Genomic DNA, 17,522 nt, shown 5'->3' with positions numbered 1-17,522 from the left:
CTATTTATCTATTCTGCAGATTATCATCGGTTGAAAAGTCGGGTGTGTCACCCGTGGTGTAGCACTGTACTACCGAGCACCACTGCGTCTCGTCGGTCTACTGCGGGGCTTCGGCCTTCGCGTCCTGTGCGCCTTTGACCGTCTCTCGCACCGCGTCGACGCCCTCGTCGTGGACGAGGTCACCGACGACGATGGTGTCGGCGTGCTGGGCCATCGTCCGTGCGGACTCGTAGTCGTGGATGCCGCCGCCGTAGAACAGGGTCGCGTCGTCCAGAATGTCGGCCGCGGCGGCGACCTTCTCGGTGTCGCCGAGCATCCCCGAGTACTCGACGTAGACGATGTCCTGTCCGAGGAGGTGTTCGGCGGCCTCGGCGTAGGCGGCCACTTCGTCGGCGTCCAGGTCGCAGTTGGCCTGCGTGTAGGTGGCGACCGAGGCGTCGGGGTTCATCACGATGTACGCCTCGGTGAACGTGCGGGACCAGTCTATCTCGTCGTCGATGCGAATCCACTCCTTGTGGGCGCCGGTTATCCACGTCACGTCACCGGCGTTCATCACCACCGGGATGAGGTAGCCGTCGTGACGGTCGCTGTGGACGACGGAGGCGGGGTTCGACGGTTCGATGTAGACGGGGATGTCGTGCTTCCCGCAGGCGTCGACGACCCGCTTCATCTTCTCCTCGGTCATCCCGGTCGTGCCGCCGACTTCGATGGCGTCGGTGCCGGTCGCCGCCACGTCCTCGAACGTCTCGCCGTCGACCAGCGTCTTGTCCGGGTCGATTTTGACGATGTGGTCCCAGTCCGCCCAGTCGCTCATACCGATTTGACTTTTGCCTGAGGCCATAACGGCTTCGGATGGCGGAACGGTCCTCTCGTCGCGGCGACACGTACCGACGTGGGACGGCTGGTTCCGCCCGGACACGACCGCACAACGCTTTTTCACCGTGGTGACCTCCGAGAGCACATGGACGCCACGGGCGACGCCGAGGCCGTCGCCGACGCCACACCGACCGCGTTGGCACAGGCGCTACTGACGGCGACGCGCGTCGGCGACGACCCCGGTCCCGTCCTGTCTGCGCTCGCCGACCTCGACGAGACGGCATTGGACGGCGTTCGCGACGACCGTCGGACCGCGCTCGCGTTCTGGCTGAACTGCTACAACGCCGGAACGACGCTGCTGGTCGAGCGACTCCCGGACCTCTACGAGAGTCGGCTGCGCTCGCTGCGCTTCTTCAGAGCACCGGTGGTGACCGTCGCCGGCCACTCGCTGGGACTGGAAGCCATCGAACACGGCATCCTCCGTGGCTCCCGGTCGAAGTTCGGCCTCGGCTACCTCCCGCGGCTACTCCCGGATAGCTTCGAGCTACGCTACCGACTGACCGACCCCGACCCGCGGATTCACTTCGCCCTGCACTGCGGCGCGGCCAGTTGCCCGGCCATCCGGGCCTACGACCCCCCGGTCGTCGACGACCAACTCGACACGGCGACGCGGGCGTACCTCGACGCGACGGTCGAGTACGACGGCGAGGCGGGCGTCGCCCGCGTTCCCCGCCCGTTCAGGTGGTTCCCGGGAGACTTCGGCGGGCGGCGCGGCGTCCTCGCGTTCCTCCGCCGGTACGACCAGATTCCCGACGGAGAGACGCCGACGCTCCGCTATCTGGAGTGGGACTGGTCCCGGGACGCGCCGACGTTCGTGGACTGAGCCACCACCAGCCCTTAGCCGGTCGCGTCCCAGCACTGCCGTATGCACCAACTCACGACCGTCGAGCAGGTCCACGACACCGGGTCCTACCTGTTCACCGCGACGGGACCCCACGGCGACCGCGAGGAGGTGGTCGTCGTGCCCTGCGAGGACGGCGTCGAGGCGTGGGTCAACCGCTGTACGCACGAGAACCAGCGCTTCGACACCGGCAGAGGGGTCCCGATGCGGGACGGCCAGCTTATCTGTCCGCGCCACGGGTCGCTGTTCGACGCCTGCGAGGGCGACTGCGACAACGGCGAGGCCGCCGGGACGACCTTGCCGGGCGTCGACGTCGCCGAACGTCACGGGACGGTGTTTCTCGTGGACGACGACTACGAGTTCGACCACGAGGGCGGGACCGACGACGATGGCCCGAGTTCGACGTCACACCTGCAGTTGTAGCCACCATGCCCGACCGAGACGACCCGTCAGAGGGCGACGACGGCCCACGACCCGGCGACAGAGACGCCAACGTCATCGACCGCGAGAACCTGCGTGCGGGCGTCGTGACGTGTCCGCTCTGTGGCCGCCAACTCGTCGACCCGATGGCCAACGCCGTCGTCTACGGCGTCGTCGACGACGTCACCGCGGAGAACGCCGACGCTATCGAGTGTCCGGTGTGTGACGGGGTGACGTTCGTCGTCGACGAGTGAGGGGCGCTCTCAGGCTTCGAGTTCGGACTGCCAGTCCTGCACCTGTCCGGCGCTGACGCCCTGCACCTCGGCGGCGATGCCGTCCGGGTCGGCGTCTCGAAGGTCGTCCAGCGACTCGACGCCGGCGGCCGCGAGCTTCTCGGCCGTCGCGGCGCCGATGCCGTTCAGGTCTTCTAAGTCCTCGACGGCGTTGCGGGCCTGATACTCCTCGAAGTTGCAGATGGGACAGCCCAGTTCCCACGGGTCGTCGCTGTCGGGGTCGACGACGAGTTCGGGGAGGGCGTGTTCCTCACAGAACTCCTCGGTCACCTCGATGTCGCCGTTGCGGGGGAGCGGCAGCGAGTAGTCACAGTCGGGGTAGCGCGTACACCCGACTAGCCGGGAGCCAGAACGGAGGTGCTTGATTGCGAGTTCGCCACCCTCGTCCTCGCTCTCTTCGGCGGCTTCGCCGCCTTCGCCTCGTTGCTCCTCCGGAGCAACGCCACACTCGGGACACGGGCCGATGACCTCGTCGTCGCTCTCGTCGGCCTTCTCGGCCTCACAGCGGGGACAGCCGTGGACGAAGGTGTCCCGCCCGGCGAGCATCTTCACGTGGTGCATGTCGTGGTCCTCGCAGTGGTCGTCCAGCACGAGCGGTTCGCCCGTCGACGGGAGCGGCAGCGTGTTCCGACACTCGGGGAAGCCGTCACAGCCCACGAAGTACGACCCCTGTCGAGAGCGACGGACGAGCATGCTCTCGCCGCACTGTGGACACGGCCCCAGCGTCTTGTCGGCCTTCAGCGACTCCTGTAAGTGTTCGCCGATTTCTTCGCGGGAGGCCGCCAGTTCGTCGAACACCTGCTGGAGCATCTCGCGGGACTCGTCGGCCACCTCGTCTAAGGTCGCCTCGCCGTTGGCGATGCGGGTCATGTCTCGCTCCAGTTGGGCCGTCATGTCGTCGCTGACCACGCGGTCGGCGAACTCCTCGGCGGCCTCGACGACGGCGTTGGCGAGCGCCGTCGGTCGCGGCGGGTCGCCCTCGATGTAGCCGCGGTCGTACAGTTTCTCCAGCGTGTTGTGTCGGGTCGCCTTCGTCCCAAGTCCCAGATCCTCCATCGTCTCGATGAGCCGGGACTGGCCGTAGCGGCGGGGTGGCTGGGTCTGTTTGTCCTCCAGTCGGACGTCCGAGATAGCGAGTTCCTCGCCCTCCTCGACGTCGGGGACGTGGTTCTCGCTGGCGCTGGAGTAGGGGTAGACCGCGTGGTAGCCCGGTTCGACGAGTCGCTTGCCGTTGGCCTTCAGCGAGCGACCGCCGGCCTCGCTGACGACGCGCAGGCGCTCCCACGTCGCCGCCTCCGCGACGGTAGCGAAGAAACGCCGGACGACGAGTTCGTATATCTCCCACTCGTCCTCCGATATGTCTGCCTTCGAAGGAATCTCTCCAGTCGGGTGAATCGGCGGGTGGTCGGTCGTCTCCTCGTCGCCCTCGGTGGCGACGACGTCGTCCTGTTCGAGCAGCGACTCGGCGTCCTCGCCGAAGGTCGGTGACCCGACGAACTCGTCCAGCAGGGCGTCCTCCTCCAGATCGTCGGGGTAGACGGTGTTGTCCGTCCGAGGGTAGGTCATGTAGCCGGCCGTGTACAGTTCCTCGGCGATAGACATCGCGCGCTGGGCGGAGTAGCCGAGCGAACTGGCCGCGGAGATGAACGCGGTGGTGTTGAACGGCGTCGGCGGGCTATCGGTACGGGTCCGACGGCGGACGCTCGTCACGGTGGCCGCGTCGACGCTCGTCAGGTCGGCGTAGGCGGCGTCGGCGTCGGCCTCGTTCCAGACGCGTTCGGCCTCGCTGCCGTCGTCGTCGTAGAAGTACTGCGCCTCGAACCCCGACCCGTTCTTCTGGAGGTCGGCGAAAATCTCCCAGTAGTCTTCGGGGTCGAACGCCTCGATTTCGCGCTCGCGGTCGACGATGAGTTTCAGCGTCGGCGACTGGACCCGGCCGACGGAGATGAAGTCGTCGCCCAACTGCCGGGCCGACAGCGAGAGGAACCGCGTGAGTGCCGCGCCCCACACGAGGTCGATGATCTGGCGGGCCTCGCCGGCGGCCGCGAGGTCGAAGTCTATCTCCTCGGGGTCGGCGAAGGCGTTGCGGACCTCTCGCTCGGTGATCGAGGAGAAGCGCACGCGCGAGACGGGGATGTCGGTCTCCTCGCGGATGAGTTCGTAGGCCTCCTTCCCGATGAGTTCGCCCTCGCGGTCGTAGTCGGTAGCGACCACGGCCTCGTCGGCCCGGCGAGCGAGCGTCTTGAGCGTCGTGACGATGTTCTCCTGAGTCGGTTCCTTGGTCACCTCGGCGTCGATGAGTTCGGCGGGTTCGACGTCGCGCCAGTCGTTGTACTCGGGCGGGAAGTCGACGCCGACGACGTGGCCCGAGAGGCCGACGACGCGGGTGTCGCCCCACCGATAGACGTTGACGCCGTTCCGCCGCTCGGCCGTCGCGCTCCCCTCCGAGAGGATGTCGGCGATGCGGCGGGCGGCGTTGTCCTTCTCCGTGATGATTAGTTCCATCGGACACCACCTGCGGTAGTCATTAGCGGTCGCTACGCCCGGAGACGTTCTAAAGACTTTCGGCGGAAATCGGCCGACAGCGCGGGTGTGCGGGCGCTTGCGAGCGCACACACACGCACGTGCGGTGGAGACTCGATAGGACGGCACGCACCGGGTACCACTCCCCGAACGGTCGCCCGGGCGCGACGGCGAGCATTAAACAATATATTGCTGTATTGACGATACTAGTGTGTTATTAGTTAACTTTTAACAATGAGGGTCACCATTGCCTGTCCGTCCCAGTAGCGACCTGAGTCTGTTCGGCGCGCGACGAGGTGTCGGTGACGTACACCAGCACCCACGGCACCCACTCAACGACCGTGACGAGTCCCGACACCGATACGCCACTGTCCGACCCCCACGACCAGCGTGCGAACTGTGGGGTGGGCGTCCTCGTGAACCTCGACGGCCGGCGAACGCACGACGTCGTCGAGGACGGGTTCGAGGTGCTGGAGAACCTCGACCATCGCGGCGCACGCGGCGCGGAGGCCAACACCGGCGACGGGGCCGGGATGCTCGTCCAGAAGCCTCACGCCTTCTTCAGCGACGTCGTCCCCGACCTCGGCGGATACGACGAGTACGGCGTCGGACAGGTGTTCCTCCCGCGAGACCCCGACGAGCGCGACCGGTTCCGTGACCTGCTAGAGAGTGCGGCCGACGACGAGGGGTTCGAGGTGGTCGCGTGGCGCGAGGTGCCGACGGACAACACCGGCCTCGGGGCGACGGCGCTGGAGAGCGAACCCGCCGTCTGGCAGGTGTTCGTCGAACCGAGGGACTCGCTCGCCCCCGATGACCTCGACACCCGGCTGTACGTCCTCCGACGGGTCGTAGAGCGGCGGGTCGACGAGCGTGACCCGCCCGGCGCGGACCGCTTCTACGTCTGTTCGCTGGACCGCCGCACCGTCGTCTACAAGGGCCTGCTGACGAACGGGCAACTCCGGTCGTACTACCCCGACCTCTCGGACGAGCGGGTCCGAACGAGACTCGTCTTCGTCCACGCGCGGTTCTCGACGAACACGCTCGGCGCGTGGGAACTGGCCCACCCGTATCGGAAGGTCGTCCACAACGGCGAGGTCAACACCCTGCGGGGCAACCTCAACTGGATGGCCGCCCGCGAGTCCGACCTCGCCAGCCCCGTGTTGGGCGACGCCGTCGAGAAACTGACGCCCGTCACGCACGCCGACCAGAGCGACACGGCCGTCGTCGACAACGTCTTCGAACTCCTCGTCGAGGGCGGCCGCTCGCTCCCGCACGCCCTCCGGATGCTGGTCCCCGAGGCGTGGCACGGTGACGACGCGATGGACGCCGACCGGCGGGACTGGTACCGCTACCACGCGACCGTCAACGAACCGTGGGACGGGCCGCTCCTCGTCGCGGCAACCGACGGTGACCGCGTCGGTGCGGTGCTGGACCGTAACGGTCTGCGCCCCTGTCGGTACTACGTCACGACCGACGACCGACTGGTGATGGCCAGCGAGACGGGCGTCCTCGATGCGGACCCCTCGGAGGTGGTCACGAAAGACCGCCTCCAGCCCGGTCAGATGTTCTACGCCGACCCCGACGAGGGTCGCATCGTCCCCGACGAGGAGGTGTTCGACCGACTCACCGACGACAAGTACGGCGCGTGGGTGTCCCGCGAGCGAGTCGACCTCTCGGACCTCGTGGACGGGAGCGACCCGCTACCGTCGCCGCCAGCGGACGCCGGGGTCGGCGCCCGGCAGCGAGCCTTCGGCTACACGCGCGAGCACCTCGACCGCCTCGTCGAACCGATGGCCGAGGCGGGCAGTGACCCAATCGGCGCGATGGGCAACGACACGCCGCTGTCGGTGCTCTCGGAGCGCAACAAGACCCTGTTCACGTACTTCAAACAACTGTTCGCGCAGGTGTCGAACCCGCCGCTGGACTACATCCGCGAGGACGTCGTCACCTCCCTGTACACCCACGTCGGCCGCCAGCGGAACCTGCTCGGCGAGACGCCGGCCCACGCCCGACGCCTGTTCTGCGAGTCGCCGATACTCACCCGCGAGGAACTCGCCGCCGTCGAGAACGTCGACGAGAACGGCATCCGCGCGGCCACGATAGACCTGACCTACGAGAAGGGGGCGACGACCCTCGCACCCGCCGTCGAACGCGTCCGCGAGGCCGCCGACGCGGCCATCGACGACGGGTGTGAGGTGCTCGTCCTCTCGGACCGGGCCGTCGGCCCCGACCGCGTGCCGATTCCGTCGTTGCTCGCCGTCGGTGCGGTCCACCACCACCTCGTCCGCACCGGCCGTCGTACACACGTCGGGGTGGTCCTCGACTCCGGCCAGCCCTGTGCGGTCCACCACGTCTGCACGCTCGTCGGCTACGGGGCCGACGCGCTCTGTCCGTCCCTCGCCTACGAGAGCATCGACGCGATGGTCGCGGACGGCGTGCTGGAGTGCGACCGGGACGAGGCGCTGGCGGCCTACCGGCACGCCCTCGAAGACGGCCTCCAGAAGGTGATGGCCAAGATGGGCATCTCGACGCTGTCGAGTTACAAGGGCGCGCAGGTGTTCGAGGCCGTCGGGCTGGACTCCGAGTTCGTCGCGGAGTACTTCGCGGGGACGACGGCCCGCACGGAGGGCATCGACGTCGACGACCTGGAGGCCGACGTGCTCGAACGCCACCACAACGCCTTCGAGGCCGACGCTGGCACGAACCTCGACCCCGGCGGCGAACTCTACTGGCGACGGGACGGCGAGTTCCACCAGTGGAACCCCAACACCATTGGCAAACTCCAGTACGCCGCACAGGCCGGCGACTTCGAAGCGTACCGGGAGTTCGCCGAGATGGTGAACGACCAGCAGGAACGTCTCCAGACGCTCCGGGGCCTCCTTGAACTCGACACCGAGGGCCGCGAGTCGGTTCCGCTCGACGAGGTGGAACCCGTCCACAGCATCGTCGAGCGGTTCTTCACCGCCTCGATGTCGTTCGGGTCGCTCAGCAAGGAGGCCCACGAGACGCTGGCCGTCGCGATGAACCGCATCGGCGGGACCGCTTGCTCCGGCGAGGGCGGCGAACCCGTCGAGCGGTTCGGCACCGAACGCGAGTGCGGGAACAAGCAGGTCGCCTCGGGCCGGTTCGGCGTCACCGCGACGTATCTGGCCAACGCCGACCACCTCGGCATCAAGATGGCTCAGGGGTCGAAACCCGGCGAGGGAGGTCACCTCCCCGGCGAGAAGGTCGACGAGACAATCGCCGAGACGCGCAACACGACCCCCGGCGTCCCCCTCATCTCGCCGCCGCCCCACCACGACATCTACTCCATCGAGGACCTCGCGCAACTCGTCCACGACCTGAAGTGTGCGAACACCGACGCCGACGTCCACGTCAAACTCGTCTCCGAGGCGGGCGTGGGCATCATCGCCGCCGGCGTCGCGAAGGCGAAGGCCGACGCCGTCCTGATAAGCGGCCAGTCGGGCGGCACCGGCGCGTCGCCGAAGACGAGCATCAAGTCCGCCGGCCTGCCGTGGGAACTGGGCGTCGCCGAGGCGAACCAGATTCTCCGGGCGAACGACCTGCGCTCGCGCATCCGGGTCCGCGTCGACGGCGGCATGAAGACCGGGCGTGACGTCGTCGTCGCGGCGCTTCTGGGTGCCGAGGAGTACGGCTTCGGAACCGCACCGCTCGTGACCTGTGGCTGTATCATGCTCCGGAAGTGCCACTGCAACACCTGCTCGGTCGGCGTCGCCACGCAGGACCCGGACCTCCGGGAGAAGTTCCCCGGCCGACCCGAGTACGTCGTGAACTACGTGACCTGCATCGCACAGGAGGTCCGGGAGTACATGGCCGAACTGGGCGTCCGGTCGATGGACGACCTCGTGGGTCGCGTCGACCTGCTCTCCCAGCGCGCGGTGAGCCACGACCGCGCCCAGTCCGTGGACCTCTCGGCGCTGCTGACCGTCCCCGAGGGTGGCGGCCGCCGGCAGACCCGGACGCAGAATCACGGACTGGACGAGAAACTCGACCACGAACTCCTCGACCGGGCCGGACCGGCGCTGGAACGCGGCGAGTCCGTCGACGTCTCGCTCCCGATTCGCAACCGGAACCGGACGGTCGGAGCGATGCTGAGTTCCGAAGTCGCCGACCGCTACGGCGAGGCGGGCCTCCCCGACGACACTATCACCGTCGAGTTCGACGGGTCGGCCGGTCAGAGCTTCGGTGCCTTCCTCGCGTCTGGGGTCACGCTCTCGCTGGCCGGCGACGCGAACGACTACGTCGGGAAGGGGCTCTCCGGCGGGAAACTCGTCGTGTGGACGCCAGACGAGGCGGCCTACGACGCGACGGACAACGTCGTGGTCGGCAACGTCGCGCTGTACGGCGCGACGGACGGCGAGGCCTACGTCAACGGCGTCGCCGGCGAGCGCTTCGCTGTCCGCAACTCCGGCGTGACGACCGTCGTCGAGGGCGTCGGCGACCACGGCTGTGAGTACATGACCGGCGGCGTCGTCGTCGTGTTGGGCGACACCGGCCGGAACTTCGCCGCGGGGATGTCCGGCGGCGAGGCGTACGTCCTCGACAGGGACGGCGGGTTCCGCGACCGGGTCAACACCGGGATGGTCCACTTCGACCCACTGGACGACCGGGACCGCCGCCTCGTCAGGCGCATGGTCGAGAACCACTACCGCTACACCGGCAGTGACCGCGCCCGCGAGGTACTGGACGACTGGGAGACGACCGTCGCACAGTTCGTGAAGGTGATGCCGGACGCCTTCGCCGCCGTGTTGGACGACCGACTCGCCGAGGGGGAGGACCCGCGGGCGTCGCTCCCGCCGGAACCGGCGGCCGCCGCAGAACGGGTGACCACAGATGACTGAGCCACATCCCAACGGCTGGCGCGACCACGACCGGGCCGACATCGAGAAGCGCGACCCCGAGGAGCGGGCCGACGACTTCGACGAGATATGGCAGGAGACGTGGGACGCCGAGACGCTCCGCGAGCAGGGAGAACGGTGTATGGACTGCGGCGTCCCCACCTGCATGAGCGGGTGCCCCATCGGCAACGTCGTCCCCGAGTGGAACGACCTCGTCTACCGCGACGACTGGAAGCGGGCGCTGGACCGCCTCCACGAGACCAACAACTTCCCGGAGTTCACGGGCTACACCTGCCCGGCGCCCTGCGAGAGCGCCTGCGTCCTCGCGTACAACGACGACCCGGTGACCATCAAGAGCATCGAGCGCGCCATCGTCGACGTGGGATGGGCGGAGGGGTGGATTACGCCCGAACCGCCGGCCGAGCGGACCGAGTACCACGTCGGCGTCGTCGGCAGTGGGCCCGCGGGACTGGCCGCCGCCCAGCAACTCGCCCGCGTCGGCCACCGCGTCACGGTGTACGAGCGAGACGACGCGGTCGGCGGCCTGATGCGCTACGGCATCCCCGACTTCAAGTTCCGGAAGTCCCGCATCGACCCCCGAATCGACCAGCTACGGGCCGAGGGCGTCACCTTCCAGACGGATACCGAAGTCGGGAGCGACGTCGCGGCCGACACCCTCGTCGCCGACCACGACGCCGTCTGCCTCGCCGTCGGCGCACAGCGCCAGCGCGACATCGACCTGCCGGGCCGTGACCTCGACGGCATCCACTTCGCGATGGAGTACCTCCGACAGACGAATCGCGAACAGGCGGGCGACGACGTCGAACGGACTCCCATAGCGGGGCGCGACGTCGTGGTGCTGGGTGGCGGCGATACCGGGGCCGACTGCGTGGCGACGGCCCACCGACACGGGGCGTCACAGGTCGTCCAGATAGGCATCCGGGAGCGACCGCCCGAGGAACGACCGCCGAACAACCCGTGGCCCGAGCAACCGAAGACGTATCATAAGACGTACGCGCAGGAGGAGGGCGGGAGCGAGTCGTTCGGCGTCGACACGCAGGCGTTCCTCGACACCGACGGCGACGGCCACGTCGACTGCCTCGACGCCGAACGGGTCGAGTGGAGCTACGACGACAGCGGCGACCGCGCCGAGAAGACCGTCGTCGACCCGTCGCTCGAAATCTCTGCCGACGTCGTGTTCGTCGCTATCGGGTTCACCGGCCCCACGAACAACCCGTTCGCCGACCTCGGGGTCGAACGGGCCACCGACGGCACCGTCGAGACGGACGAGCGGAAGATGACGGCCGTCGACGGGGTGTTCGCCGCCGGCGATGCGACCCGCGGGCAGTCACTCGTCGTCTGGGCCATCGGCGAGGGACGCGACGCCGCCCGACACGTCGACGCCTACCTCACCGGGGAGACGGACCTCCCGCCGAGTCTGGAGACGGACAACCCGGCGTTGCTCTAGCCCTGCGCGAGCGACTTCTCGACGCGAACCCGCCGGACGTCGCCGTCTCGCTCGACAGTCTCGCCGCGCTCGAACCCGCGTCCCTCGAAGAAGCCGACGGCGGTCCGCGGCACGGCGGCGTGGAGGCGGTCACGCCCCCCCTCGCGTGCCCGCCGTTCGAACTGTGCCAGTAGCGTACTCCCGCATCCTCGTCCCTGGTGCTCGGGCGCGGTGTACAGCGCACCTACCTCGCCGGTCGCCGTGTTGACGGCGCCGTAGCCGACGGCCGTGACGTCGCTCTCGGCGACGAGGACGACCCACGCCGGGTCGGCTACCCACTCTGGCAGACGGTCGTCCGGCGACGCTACGAGGTCCGCGAACGCCGCGCGGTCGTACTCGTCCGTGAACGCGGCCTCGATGGCCTGTCTGCGAATCACGTCGAGTACGGGGACGTCGGCGGCGGTGGCTTCGCGGACGTTCATGCGTGGTCGGACGGCGCGGCGTCCGTCGCCGGAACATCGGCCGCCTGTGGGTTGACTCTACCGCCCGGTCGCTCGACCGGTCGCCGACCGCGAACTGGCCCAGTGGTAGCCGTAGACGCCCGCCTCCGTCAGGAGCCAGCCGACCAGCAGCAGGCCGGCCAGCGCGGCGTAGAACAGGTCCCACCCGCTCATCCACACCGGGCGGAGCCACGGCGCGTAGTGGCCCCAGAGGGTCCCGAGTTCCTCGCCGACGCCGGCCAGCGGCGTCCCGGCGACCGTCGCGGTGATGAACGTCCCGACGCTCGTCTGCTGGCCGCTCCCGGCGACCAGTCCCGCGCTGCCGGTTATCTCGTAGGTCCCGGTCGCGTTCTGCTCGCGGATGGTCGGCCCCGTCGACCCGTCCCCGTGGGCCACTCGCTCGGCGTCGTAGGGCCCCCACGTCGCGTAGTACTCCCAGACGACTTCGCCGGTCGGCGTCACCTCGATGACGCGGTGGTTCAACGTGTCGGTGATGAGGGTGTTGCCGTTCGGGAGGCGGTCGGCGTCGCGCGGCCAGTTGAGCGACTCGGACCCGACGGACCACGTTCTAGTCCACGTCCCGTTCGTGTAGGCGTACTCGACGACGCGGTTGTTGCCGCTGTCGGCGACGAGCATCGTCGGCGTCCCGTTCTCCCCTTCGAGGTAGTCGGGGTTGTGCTGTTCGCGGAGGACGCTGTAGTTGTCGTCTTCGCCGAGTCGCATGTCGATGGCCTTCGTGGTCCGGTTGACGAGTAGCACCTGGTCGAAGTTCCGCGGCGAAACGAGGAACTGGTCGTCGCCGACGGCGTCGACGTCGTTGCTGTGGGTCCAGTCGTGGTTCATCCCGCCGTCGGTGCTGTTCGGGAAGTGGTTCCGGTAGCGCCAGCGCCACGTCACCGACTCCGTCGTCAGGTTGTAGACGACGATTTCGTCGTTCGAGACTTCACGGCTCTCGTTCCACGCCCGCATGTGCGAGACGACCAGTGCGGTGTCGTTGAGCATGTCGACGTCGTGGGTGTCCTCGTAGGGGAGCAACTGCTCCCACTCTCGCTCCTTCGTCTCGGGGTCCAGTTCGTAGACGAGGGTGTTGCCCGAGCGCGGCGAGACGACCAGCAGGTTCCCGTTGGGGAGCGGGTCGACGTCGAAGAACCACGCGTCGGTGCCCTGTCGGCTCTGGTAGGTCCAGTTCAGCCTGCCGCGTTCGTCGAGCGCCACGAGCCGTGCGGGCTTCTTCGGGTTCGTGTTGCCCCGGAACGTGTAGCCCTGCGTACTGACGACCGTCTGGCCCTCGGCCGCGTCGGTGACCGTCCCACGCTGGAGCGACTCGCTCTCGCTCGGTTCGTAGGTCAGGGCGCTGGCGACCGACGGCGTGAGCAACACGAGGACGAGCAACAGGACGACGCCACGGGCGAGCGTTCGGCGCGAGAGACGACCGGGGAGCACACTCCTTTTCAGAGAGTCCCGGGATTAAACGCTTCGAGACTTTGCCGACCAGTCGGCGTCGCTTGCTCTCCGGGTACGCACCACTCGCACACGACCGGTCCGCACTCCGATGGCCTCTTGTCACGCTCACCCGAACCTCCGGGTATGGAGCAACGGACCGCCAGAGTACTCCGGGCTGTCGTCGCCGCCCTCGTCTTCGCGACGGCGGCGTTCCACCTCTGGTGGGGCCTGCCACGGAGTATCGTCTACCTGCAAGCCTACGGCCTGCTGTCGGCACAGGGGATTCCGCCGGACCCGCGACCGTACTTCTTCGTCGTCTTCGCGGTGCTCCTGCTGTCCGGCCCCTACCTCGTCACCCGCCGGGTCGTCAGCCTGCGCAACGCCTACGTCGCCGGGACGCTCCTGCTGGTCGGCTCTATCGCCGCGTGGGTGTTCTGGCACGCCACGGGCCACGGCGCGTTCCTCGTCGACAGCGCCCAGACGGCGTCGACGGCGAGCGGTCACAGCCACGGGAGTCAGAGTACGGTGTTCCTCGTCCTCGACCACTTCGACACCGAACCCGTCGAGTCCGCTATCAAGACCATCGAGTTCCTCGGCGTCGCCATCTTCGTGACGCTGCTCTGGAAGGACCCGGCTATCGTCCCGAACGAAAGCGCAGAACGGGCCGAGGCCGACAGCGCCAGTGAGAGTTAGGCGTCCGTCGCCGTCGACTGCTCGGTGACGGTGAGACGCTCCGACCGCCGGCCGTCGGGCCACGACAACACGAGTTCGTACTCCTCCCCCGCCAGTCGGTCCAGCGGTGCGCCGTCGCTGGCACTCCACGTTATCCGTGTGCTGAAACTGACGCTCTCACCGGCCGCCACGTCGCGTTCTATCAGCGTCGGCCACACCGTCGCCCGCGGGACGGTCGCCCGAAACGTCCCCGGTCCGGTCCCCACGTTGGCGACGGTGAGGTCGGCGACCAACGAGTCACCGGGCGAAACGGTATCGGGGAGCGTGAACTCGCGTACCTCGAAGGACGGGTCGCCGGTCAGTCGCTCGCGCTGTGGGTTCGACAGGTCGTGTGACCACGCCTCGCCGTATTCGAGCGTCGCACTGTCCACGGTGTCGCGCACGTCCACGACGAACCCGGTGACGCTCTCGTCGTCGGCGACGCGGTCGGTCGAGTTCGCGATAGTCTCGAAGTCCGCGTAGGTATCCGCGGGCGGTTTCGGGGCGTACCGCTCGCCGTCGACGACGAGCGAGAACGCCTCCGGGTCGACGCGGCTCTCGTCGACGTAACTCGCGAACACCAGTTGCGTTCCGTCGGGGGACCCCGAGACCATCCGACTGTCCACCATCGCAGTGTGGGCGACGCTGTCGGTCACCCAGACCGTGCCGACGTCGGGCCTCACGGTGTCGGTCCACTCCGCGGTGGTCGTCGTGGTGTCGGTCTGTGCTACGGTGGTCGTCGTCCCGGTCGCGGGCGGGTCGCTTTCGGTCCCGAGACAACCACCGGCGGCGAGCAAGGCGGTACAGGCCGCGAGGACCGAGCGGCGAGAGCGTTGGGAGGGCATACGCCGCGGCTACCGAGGGAAGTGATAAATATCTTCTACCGGACGTCAGACGCCGTGAGTCGACCGAACTCGCTCGCTACCCGTGAGTAGTACGCTATTCCCCGTCCAGTTCCTCGCGCAACATCCCGTTGACCTCGCCGGGGTCCGCGCTCCCGCCGGTCTTCTGCATCACCTGTCCGACGAGGAAGTTGAGCGCGCCGTCCTCGCCGCTGTGGTAGTCGGAGACGGCGTCGGGGTTCTCCTCTATGGCCTCTTCGACGGCTTGCTGGACCGCGTCGCCGGACGTCTTGCCCAGTCCCTCCCGTTCGACGACGGTGTCCGGGTCGTCGCCCTCGTCTAACATGTCCCGGAGGACCGTCTCGCGGGCGTTCTTCGCGGTAATCTCGTCCTCGGCGACGAGTTCGACGAGGCGGGTGACCTCGTCGAAGCGGTCGTCGACGTCGGTGATGGCCATGTCGCGGTAGTTCAGTTCTCCGAGGAGGTTGTCGGCCACCCACGTCGCCGCGAGGTCGGCGTCGAACTGCTCGGCGATGCTCTCGAAGAAGTCCGCCACCTGTTTGGTGCTGGTGAGTTTCGAGGCGGCCTCGTCGCTCAGGCCGTACTCGGCGACGAACCGCTCGCGGCGGGCGTCGGGCAGTTCCGGGATGGCTATCTCGTCTTTCCAACTCGACACGCGGAGCGGCGGGATGTCGGCCTCGCGGAAGTAGCGGTAGTCCTTCTCCTCCTCCTTCGAGCGCATCGAGACGGTGTTGCCGTGAGTCTCGTTGAAGTGCCGGGTCTCCTGTTCGACGGCGCGGCCCGACTGGATGAGTTTTCGCTGGCGGGAGGCCTCGAAAGAGAGGGCCTGTTCGGCGCCCTTGTGGCTGGAGATGTTCTTGACCTCGGTGCGGTTGGCGTCTTCCAGTACCGATTCGTCGATGTGGCCGTCGTCGCTCACCTCGTCGGCGTCGACCATCGAGAGGTTCGCGTCGATGCGGAGACTGCCGTCGCGGGTGGCGTCGAAGACGCCGAGATATTCGAGGACCTCTTCGAGTTTCTCGAGGAACGCTCGGACCTCGCCCGGCGCGCGGAAGTCCGGTTCCGTGACTATCTCCATCAGCGGTGTGCCGGCGCGGTTGTAGTCGACGAGGGTGTAGTCGGCCCGTTCGATAGAGCAGGTCCGCGATTCGAGTGGGCCGGTGCCCTCGCGGACGTGCTTGATGGACCCGGGGTCCTCTTCGAGGTGGGCGCGGCGGATGTCGACGGCCCGTCGCTCGCTCTCGACGCTGAACTCCAGTTCCCCGTCCTGACAGATGGGGGCGTCGTACTGCGTTATCTGGAAGTTCTTCGGGAGGTCGGGGTAGTAGTAGTTCTTCCGGTGGAACGTCGTCTCCTCGGGGATGTCGGCGTCGATGGCCTTCCCCACCTTCACGGCGGCCTCGACGGCGCCCTCGTTGACGACGGGGAGGGCGCCCGGGAGGCCGAGACAGACCGGGCAGGTGTGGGTGTTCGGCTCGTCGGTCGGTTCGGTCGAGCACCCGCAGAATATCTTCGTCTCCGTCTCTAGCTGGACGTGGACCTCCAGCCCGATGACGGCCGCGAGTTCGCGGGACTCGGCGGCTTGCGCAGTCATTACCCGTCGTTCGGCGTCGGCTGGCTAAAGGGTAACGACCCCCGGTGGCGCTCGTTCGCCGAACAGGTCGTCAGAGACGAGTACGGCTATATGGTCTGGCACGCGGAGGCGCCCGGGAGGACGACGGGACCCACTCCTCGTGGGAAACGCACGTTTCTGGCCGCCGAGCGCCCCCGAGGCGGCGTCTCAGACGTACTGTTCGGCCGCGTCGAGGTGCTCCGACAGCGTTCCCAGAAACCGGGCAGCGTCCGCGCCGTCGACGACACGGTGGTCGAAGCTCAGGTCCAGCGGCATCTGTCGGCGGAAGGCGACGTCGCCGTCGCCGTTCTGTGTCGCCCGCTCGGTGATGCGCCCGACGCCGAGGATGGCGACTTCGGGCGGGTTGATGATGGGGTCGAACGAGTCGACGCCGAGGGGGCCGAGGTTCGACACGGTGAACGTCCCGCCGCGGAACGTGCTCATCGTGTACTCGCCCTCTTTGACGCGTTCGGTCAACTCGTGGCGCTCGGTGGCGAGTTCGCCGAGTGACTTCGACCCGACGTCGGCGACGACGGGCGTGACGAGGCCGTCCTCGATGGCCACGGCGACGCCGACGTTGTGTTCCTCGTACACCACGTGCGTCTCGTCCTCGAACGTGGCGTTGAACGCGGGGTGTTCCTCCAGCGTGTCCGAGAGCGCACAGAGGAGGACGTCGACCATCGAGGGGCTGACGCCGTCCTCGTCCGGGTCCGCGGCGGCGACGGCACTCAACAGGCTCTCCGCGTCCACCTCACGGCTGACCGTCACGTGGACGGCCTCCCGATAGCTCTCCTGTAACCGACTGGCGATGGTCTTGCGCATCGGACTCAGCGACCGCTCCTCGCGGACGGTTCGCTCCGCGGCTTCGTCGTCGGTCATGCTGGCTCCACCCACGCGAGCGTGTCCCCGCGTGCGAACTCGTCGTCCTCGCCACAGACGACTTCGACGAGCGTGCCGTCTGCTGGTGCGAGAACGTCGAGACTCACCTTCTCTATCTGGACTTCACACAGGCTATCGCCTTCCGTGACGCTCGCGCCCTCCCGCGTGAACCAGTTGACGACGACGCCCTCGTCGCTGTCGGCGTCGTCGGGCCACTCGGCGACCGTCACCTCGACCCGGTTGTCCCCGCTCATC

Annotated in this window: 14 protein-coding genes; 6 read left to right on the top strand and 8 right to left on the bottom strand. The window is 68.0% G+C overall.

Going from position 1 to position 17,522, the window contains the following annotated elements; genetic code table 11:
* Window positions 1-97 precede the first annotated feature (97 nt).
* Entirely contained in the window at window positions 98-814 is a 717-nt protein-coding gene (locus EGH21_RS02775) for a phosphoglycerol geranylgeranyltransferase (protein ID WP_220616942.1), read from the bottom strand.
* Window positions 815-961: 147 nt separating this feature from the next.
* On the opposite strand from EGH21_RS02775, the gene EGH21_RS02770 reads away from it, so the two are divergent.
* From EGH21_RS02770 to EGH21_RS02760, 3 genes are read left to right on the top strand one after another with little or no spacing between them, the layout of a single operon-like run.
* Window positions 962-1,699: a DUF547 domain-containing protein gene (locus EGH21_RS02770; protein WP_220616941.1), complete on the top strand. Its 738-nt coding sequence runs from the start codon at window positions 962-964 to the stop codon at window positions 1,697-1,699.
* Window positions 1,700-1,741: 42 nt separating this feature from the next.
* Window positions 1,742-2,140, top strand: coding sequence for a Rieske (2Fe-2S) protein (locus EGH21_RS02765; RefSeq protein WP_220616940.1), 399 nt, complete (start codon window positions 1,742-1,744; stop codon window positions 2,138-2,140).
* Window positions 2,141-2,145: 5 nt separating this feature from the next.
* On the top strand, window positions 2,146-2,391 hold the full coding sequence (locus tag EGH21_RS02760; protein ID WP_220617321.1) for a hypothetical protein: 246 nt from the start codon (window positions 2,146-2,148) through the stop codon (window positions 2,389-2,391).
* A 9-nt stretch (window positions 2,392-2,400) separates the two neighbouring features.
* On the opposite strand, the gene EGH21_RS02755 is transcribed toward EGH21_RS02760, so the two are convergent.
* Complete coding sequence (locus EGH21_RS02755; protein WP_220616939.1) at window positions 2,401-4,935, bottom strand: DNA topoisomerase I; 2,535 nt, start codon at window positions 4,933-4,935, stop codon at window positions 2,401-2,403.
* A gap of 359 nt (window positions 4,936-5,294) precedes the next feature.
* Here EGH21_RS02755 and gltB point away from each other — a divergent pair, with 359 nt between their 5' ends.
* Window positions 5,295-9,815, top strand: a complete 4,521-nt coding sequence (gene gltB, locus EGH21_RS02750; protein WP_220617296.1) for a glutamate synthase large subunit — start codon at window positions 5,295-5,297, stop codon at window positions 9,813-9,815.
* Window positions 9,808-11,280, top strand: coding sequence for a glutamate synthase subunit beta (locus tag EGH21_RS02745; protein ID WP_220616938.1), 1,473 nt, complete (start codon window positions 9,808-9,810; stop codon window positions 11,278-11,280). The genes gltB and EGH21_RS02745 overlap by 8 nt, the downstream gene beginning before the upstream one ends.
* Here the strand turns inward: EGH21_RS02745 and EGH21_RS02740 are convergent.
* Window positions 11,277-11,741 (bottom strand): GNAT family N-acetyltransferase, encoded by a 465-nt coding sequence (locus tag EGH21_RS02740; RefSeq protein WP_220616937.1) that lies wholly within the window; start codon window positions 11,739-11,741, stop codon window positions 11,277-11,279. The two genes, EGH21_RS02745 and EGH21_RS02740, sit on opposite strands and share 4 nt — an antisense overlap.
* Before the next feature lie 57 nt (window positions 11,742-11,798).
* Entirely contained in the window at window positions 11,799-13,202 is a 1,404-nt protein-coding gene (locus EGH21_RS02735; protein ID WP_328765147.1) for an aryl-sulfate sulfotransferase, read from the bottom strand.
* A gap of 144 nt (window positions 13,203-13,346) precedes the next feature.
* Here EGH21_RS02735 and EGH21_RS02730 point away from each other — a divergent pair, with 144 nt between their 5' ends.
* Entirely contained in the window at window positions 13,347-13,895 is a 549-nt protein-coding gene (locus EGH21_RS02730; RefSeq protein ID WP_220616936.1) for a hypothetical protein, read from the top strand.
* On the opposite strand, the gene EGH21_RS02725 is transcribed toward EGH21_RS02730, so the two are convergent.
* From EGH21_RS02725 to EGH21_RS02710, 4 genes are all read right to left on the bottom strand, one after another.
* Window positions 13,892-14,758: a COG1361 family protein gene (locus EGH21_RS02725; RefSeq protein ID WP_220616935.1), complete on the bottom strand. Its 867-nt coding sequence runs from the start codon at window positions 14,756-14,758 to the stop codon at window positions 13,892-13,894. The two genes, EGH21_RS02730 and EGH21_RS02725, sit on opposite strands and share 4 nt — an antisense overlap.
* A gap of 94 nt (window positions 14,759-14,852) precedes the next feature.
* Window positions 14,853-16,370: an Asp-tRNA(Asn)/Glu-tRNA(Gln) amidotransferase subunit GatB gene (gene gatB / locus EGH21_RS02720; protein ID WP_220616934.1), complete on the bottom strand. Its 1,518-nt coding sequence runs from the start codon at window positions 16,368-16,370 to the stop codon at window positions 14,853-14,855.
* A gap of 186 nt (window positions 16,371-16,556) precedes the next feature.
* A complete protein-coding gene (locus tag EGH21_RS02715) occupies window positions 16,557-17,267 on the bottom strand; it encodes a dihydrolipoamide acetyltransferase family protein (protein WP_220616933.1) in 711 nt (236 codons plus the stop codon).
* Window positions 17,264-17,521 (bottom strand): lipoyl domain-containing protein, encoded by a 258-nt coding sequence (locus EGH21_RS02710; protein ID WP_220616932.1) that lies wholly within the window; start codon window positions 17,519-17,521, stop codon window positions 17,264-17,266. Before EGH21_RS02710 ends, EGH21_RS02715 begins: the two co-directional genes overlap by 4 nt.
* Window position 17,522 lies beyond the last annotated feature (1 nt).

Source organism: Haloarcula rubra, assembly GCF_019599465.1.
GTDB lineage: Archaea > Halobacteriota > Halobacteria > Halobacteriales > Haloarculaceae > Haloarcula > Haloarcula rubra.
This window is presented reverse-complemented; position numbering and strand designations above follow the sequence as displayed.

What these genes read in the sequence shown, in the direction of transcription:
- EGH21_RS02775 (WP_220616942.1), bottom strand. Translation starts at nt 814, where the DNA reads ATGAGCGACTGGGCGGACTGGGACCACATCGTCAAAATCGACCCGGAC.
- EGH21_RS02770 (WP_220616941.1), top strand. Translation starts at nt 962, where the DNA reads ATGGACGCCACGGGCGACGCCGAGGCCGTCGCCGACGCCACACCGACC.
- EGH21_RS02765 (WP_220616940.1), top strand. Translation starts at nt 1,742, where the DNA reads ATGCACCAACTCACGACCGTCGAGCAGGTCCACGACACCGGGTCCTAC.
- EGH21_RS02760 (WP_220617321.1), top strand. Translation starts at nt 2,146, where the DNA reads ATGCCCGACCGAGACGACCCGTCAGAGGGCGACGACGGCCCACGACCC.
- EGH21_RS02755 (WP_220616939.1), bottom strand. Translation starts at nt 4,935, where the DNA reads ATGGAACTAATCATCACGGAGAAGGACAACGCCGCCCGCCGCATCGCC.
- EGH21_RS02745 (WP_220616938.1), top strand. Translation starts at nt 9,808, where the DNA reads ATGACTGAGCCACATCCCAACGGCTGGCGCGACCACGACCGGGCCGAC.
- EGH21_RS02740 (WP_220616937.1), bottom strand. Translation starts at nt 11,741, where the DNA reads ATGAACGTCCGCGAAGCCACCGCCGCCGACGTCCCCGTACTCGACGTG.
- EGH21_RS02730 (WP_220616936.1), top strand. Translation starts at nt 13,347, where the DNA reads ATGGAGCAACGGACCGCCAGAGTACTCCGGGCTGTCGTCGCCGCCCTC.
- EGH21_RS02725 (WP_220616935.1), bottom strand. Translation starts at nt 14,758, where the DNA reads ATGCCCTCCCAACGCTCTCGCCGCTCGGTCCTCGCGGCCTGTACCGCC.
- gatB (WP_220616934.1), bottom strand. Translation starts at nt 16,370, where the DNA reads ATGACTGCGCAAGCCGCCGAGTCCCGCGAACTCGCGGCCGTCATCGGG.
- EGH21_RS02715 (WP_220616933.1), bottom strand. Translation starts at nt 17,267, where the DNA reads ATGACCGACGACGAAGCCGCGGAGCGAACCGTCCGCGAGGAGCGGTCG.
- EGH21_RS02710 (WP_220616932.1), bottom strand. Translation starts at nt 17,521, where the DNA reads ATGAGCGGGGACAACCGGGTCGAGGTGACGGTCGCCGAGTGGCCCGAC.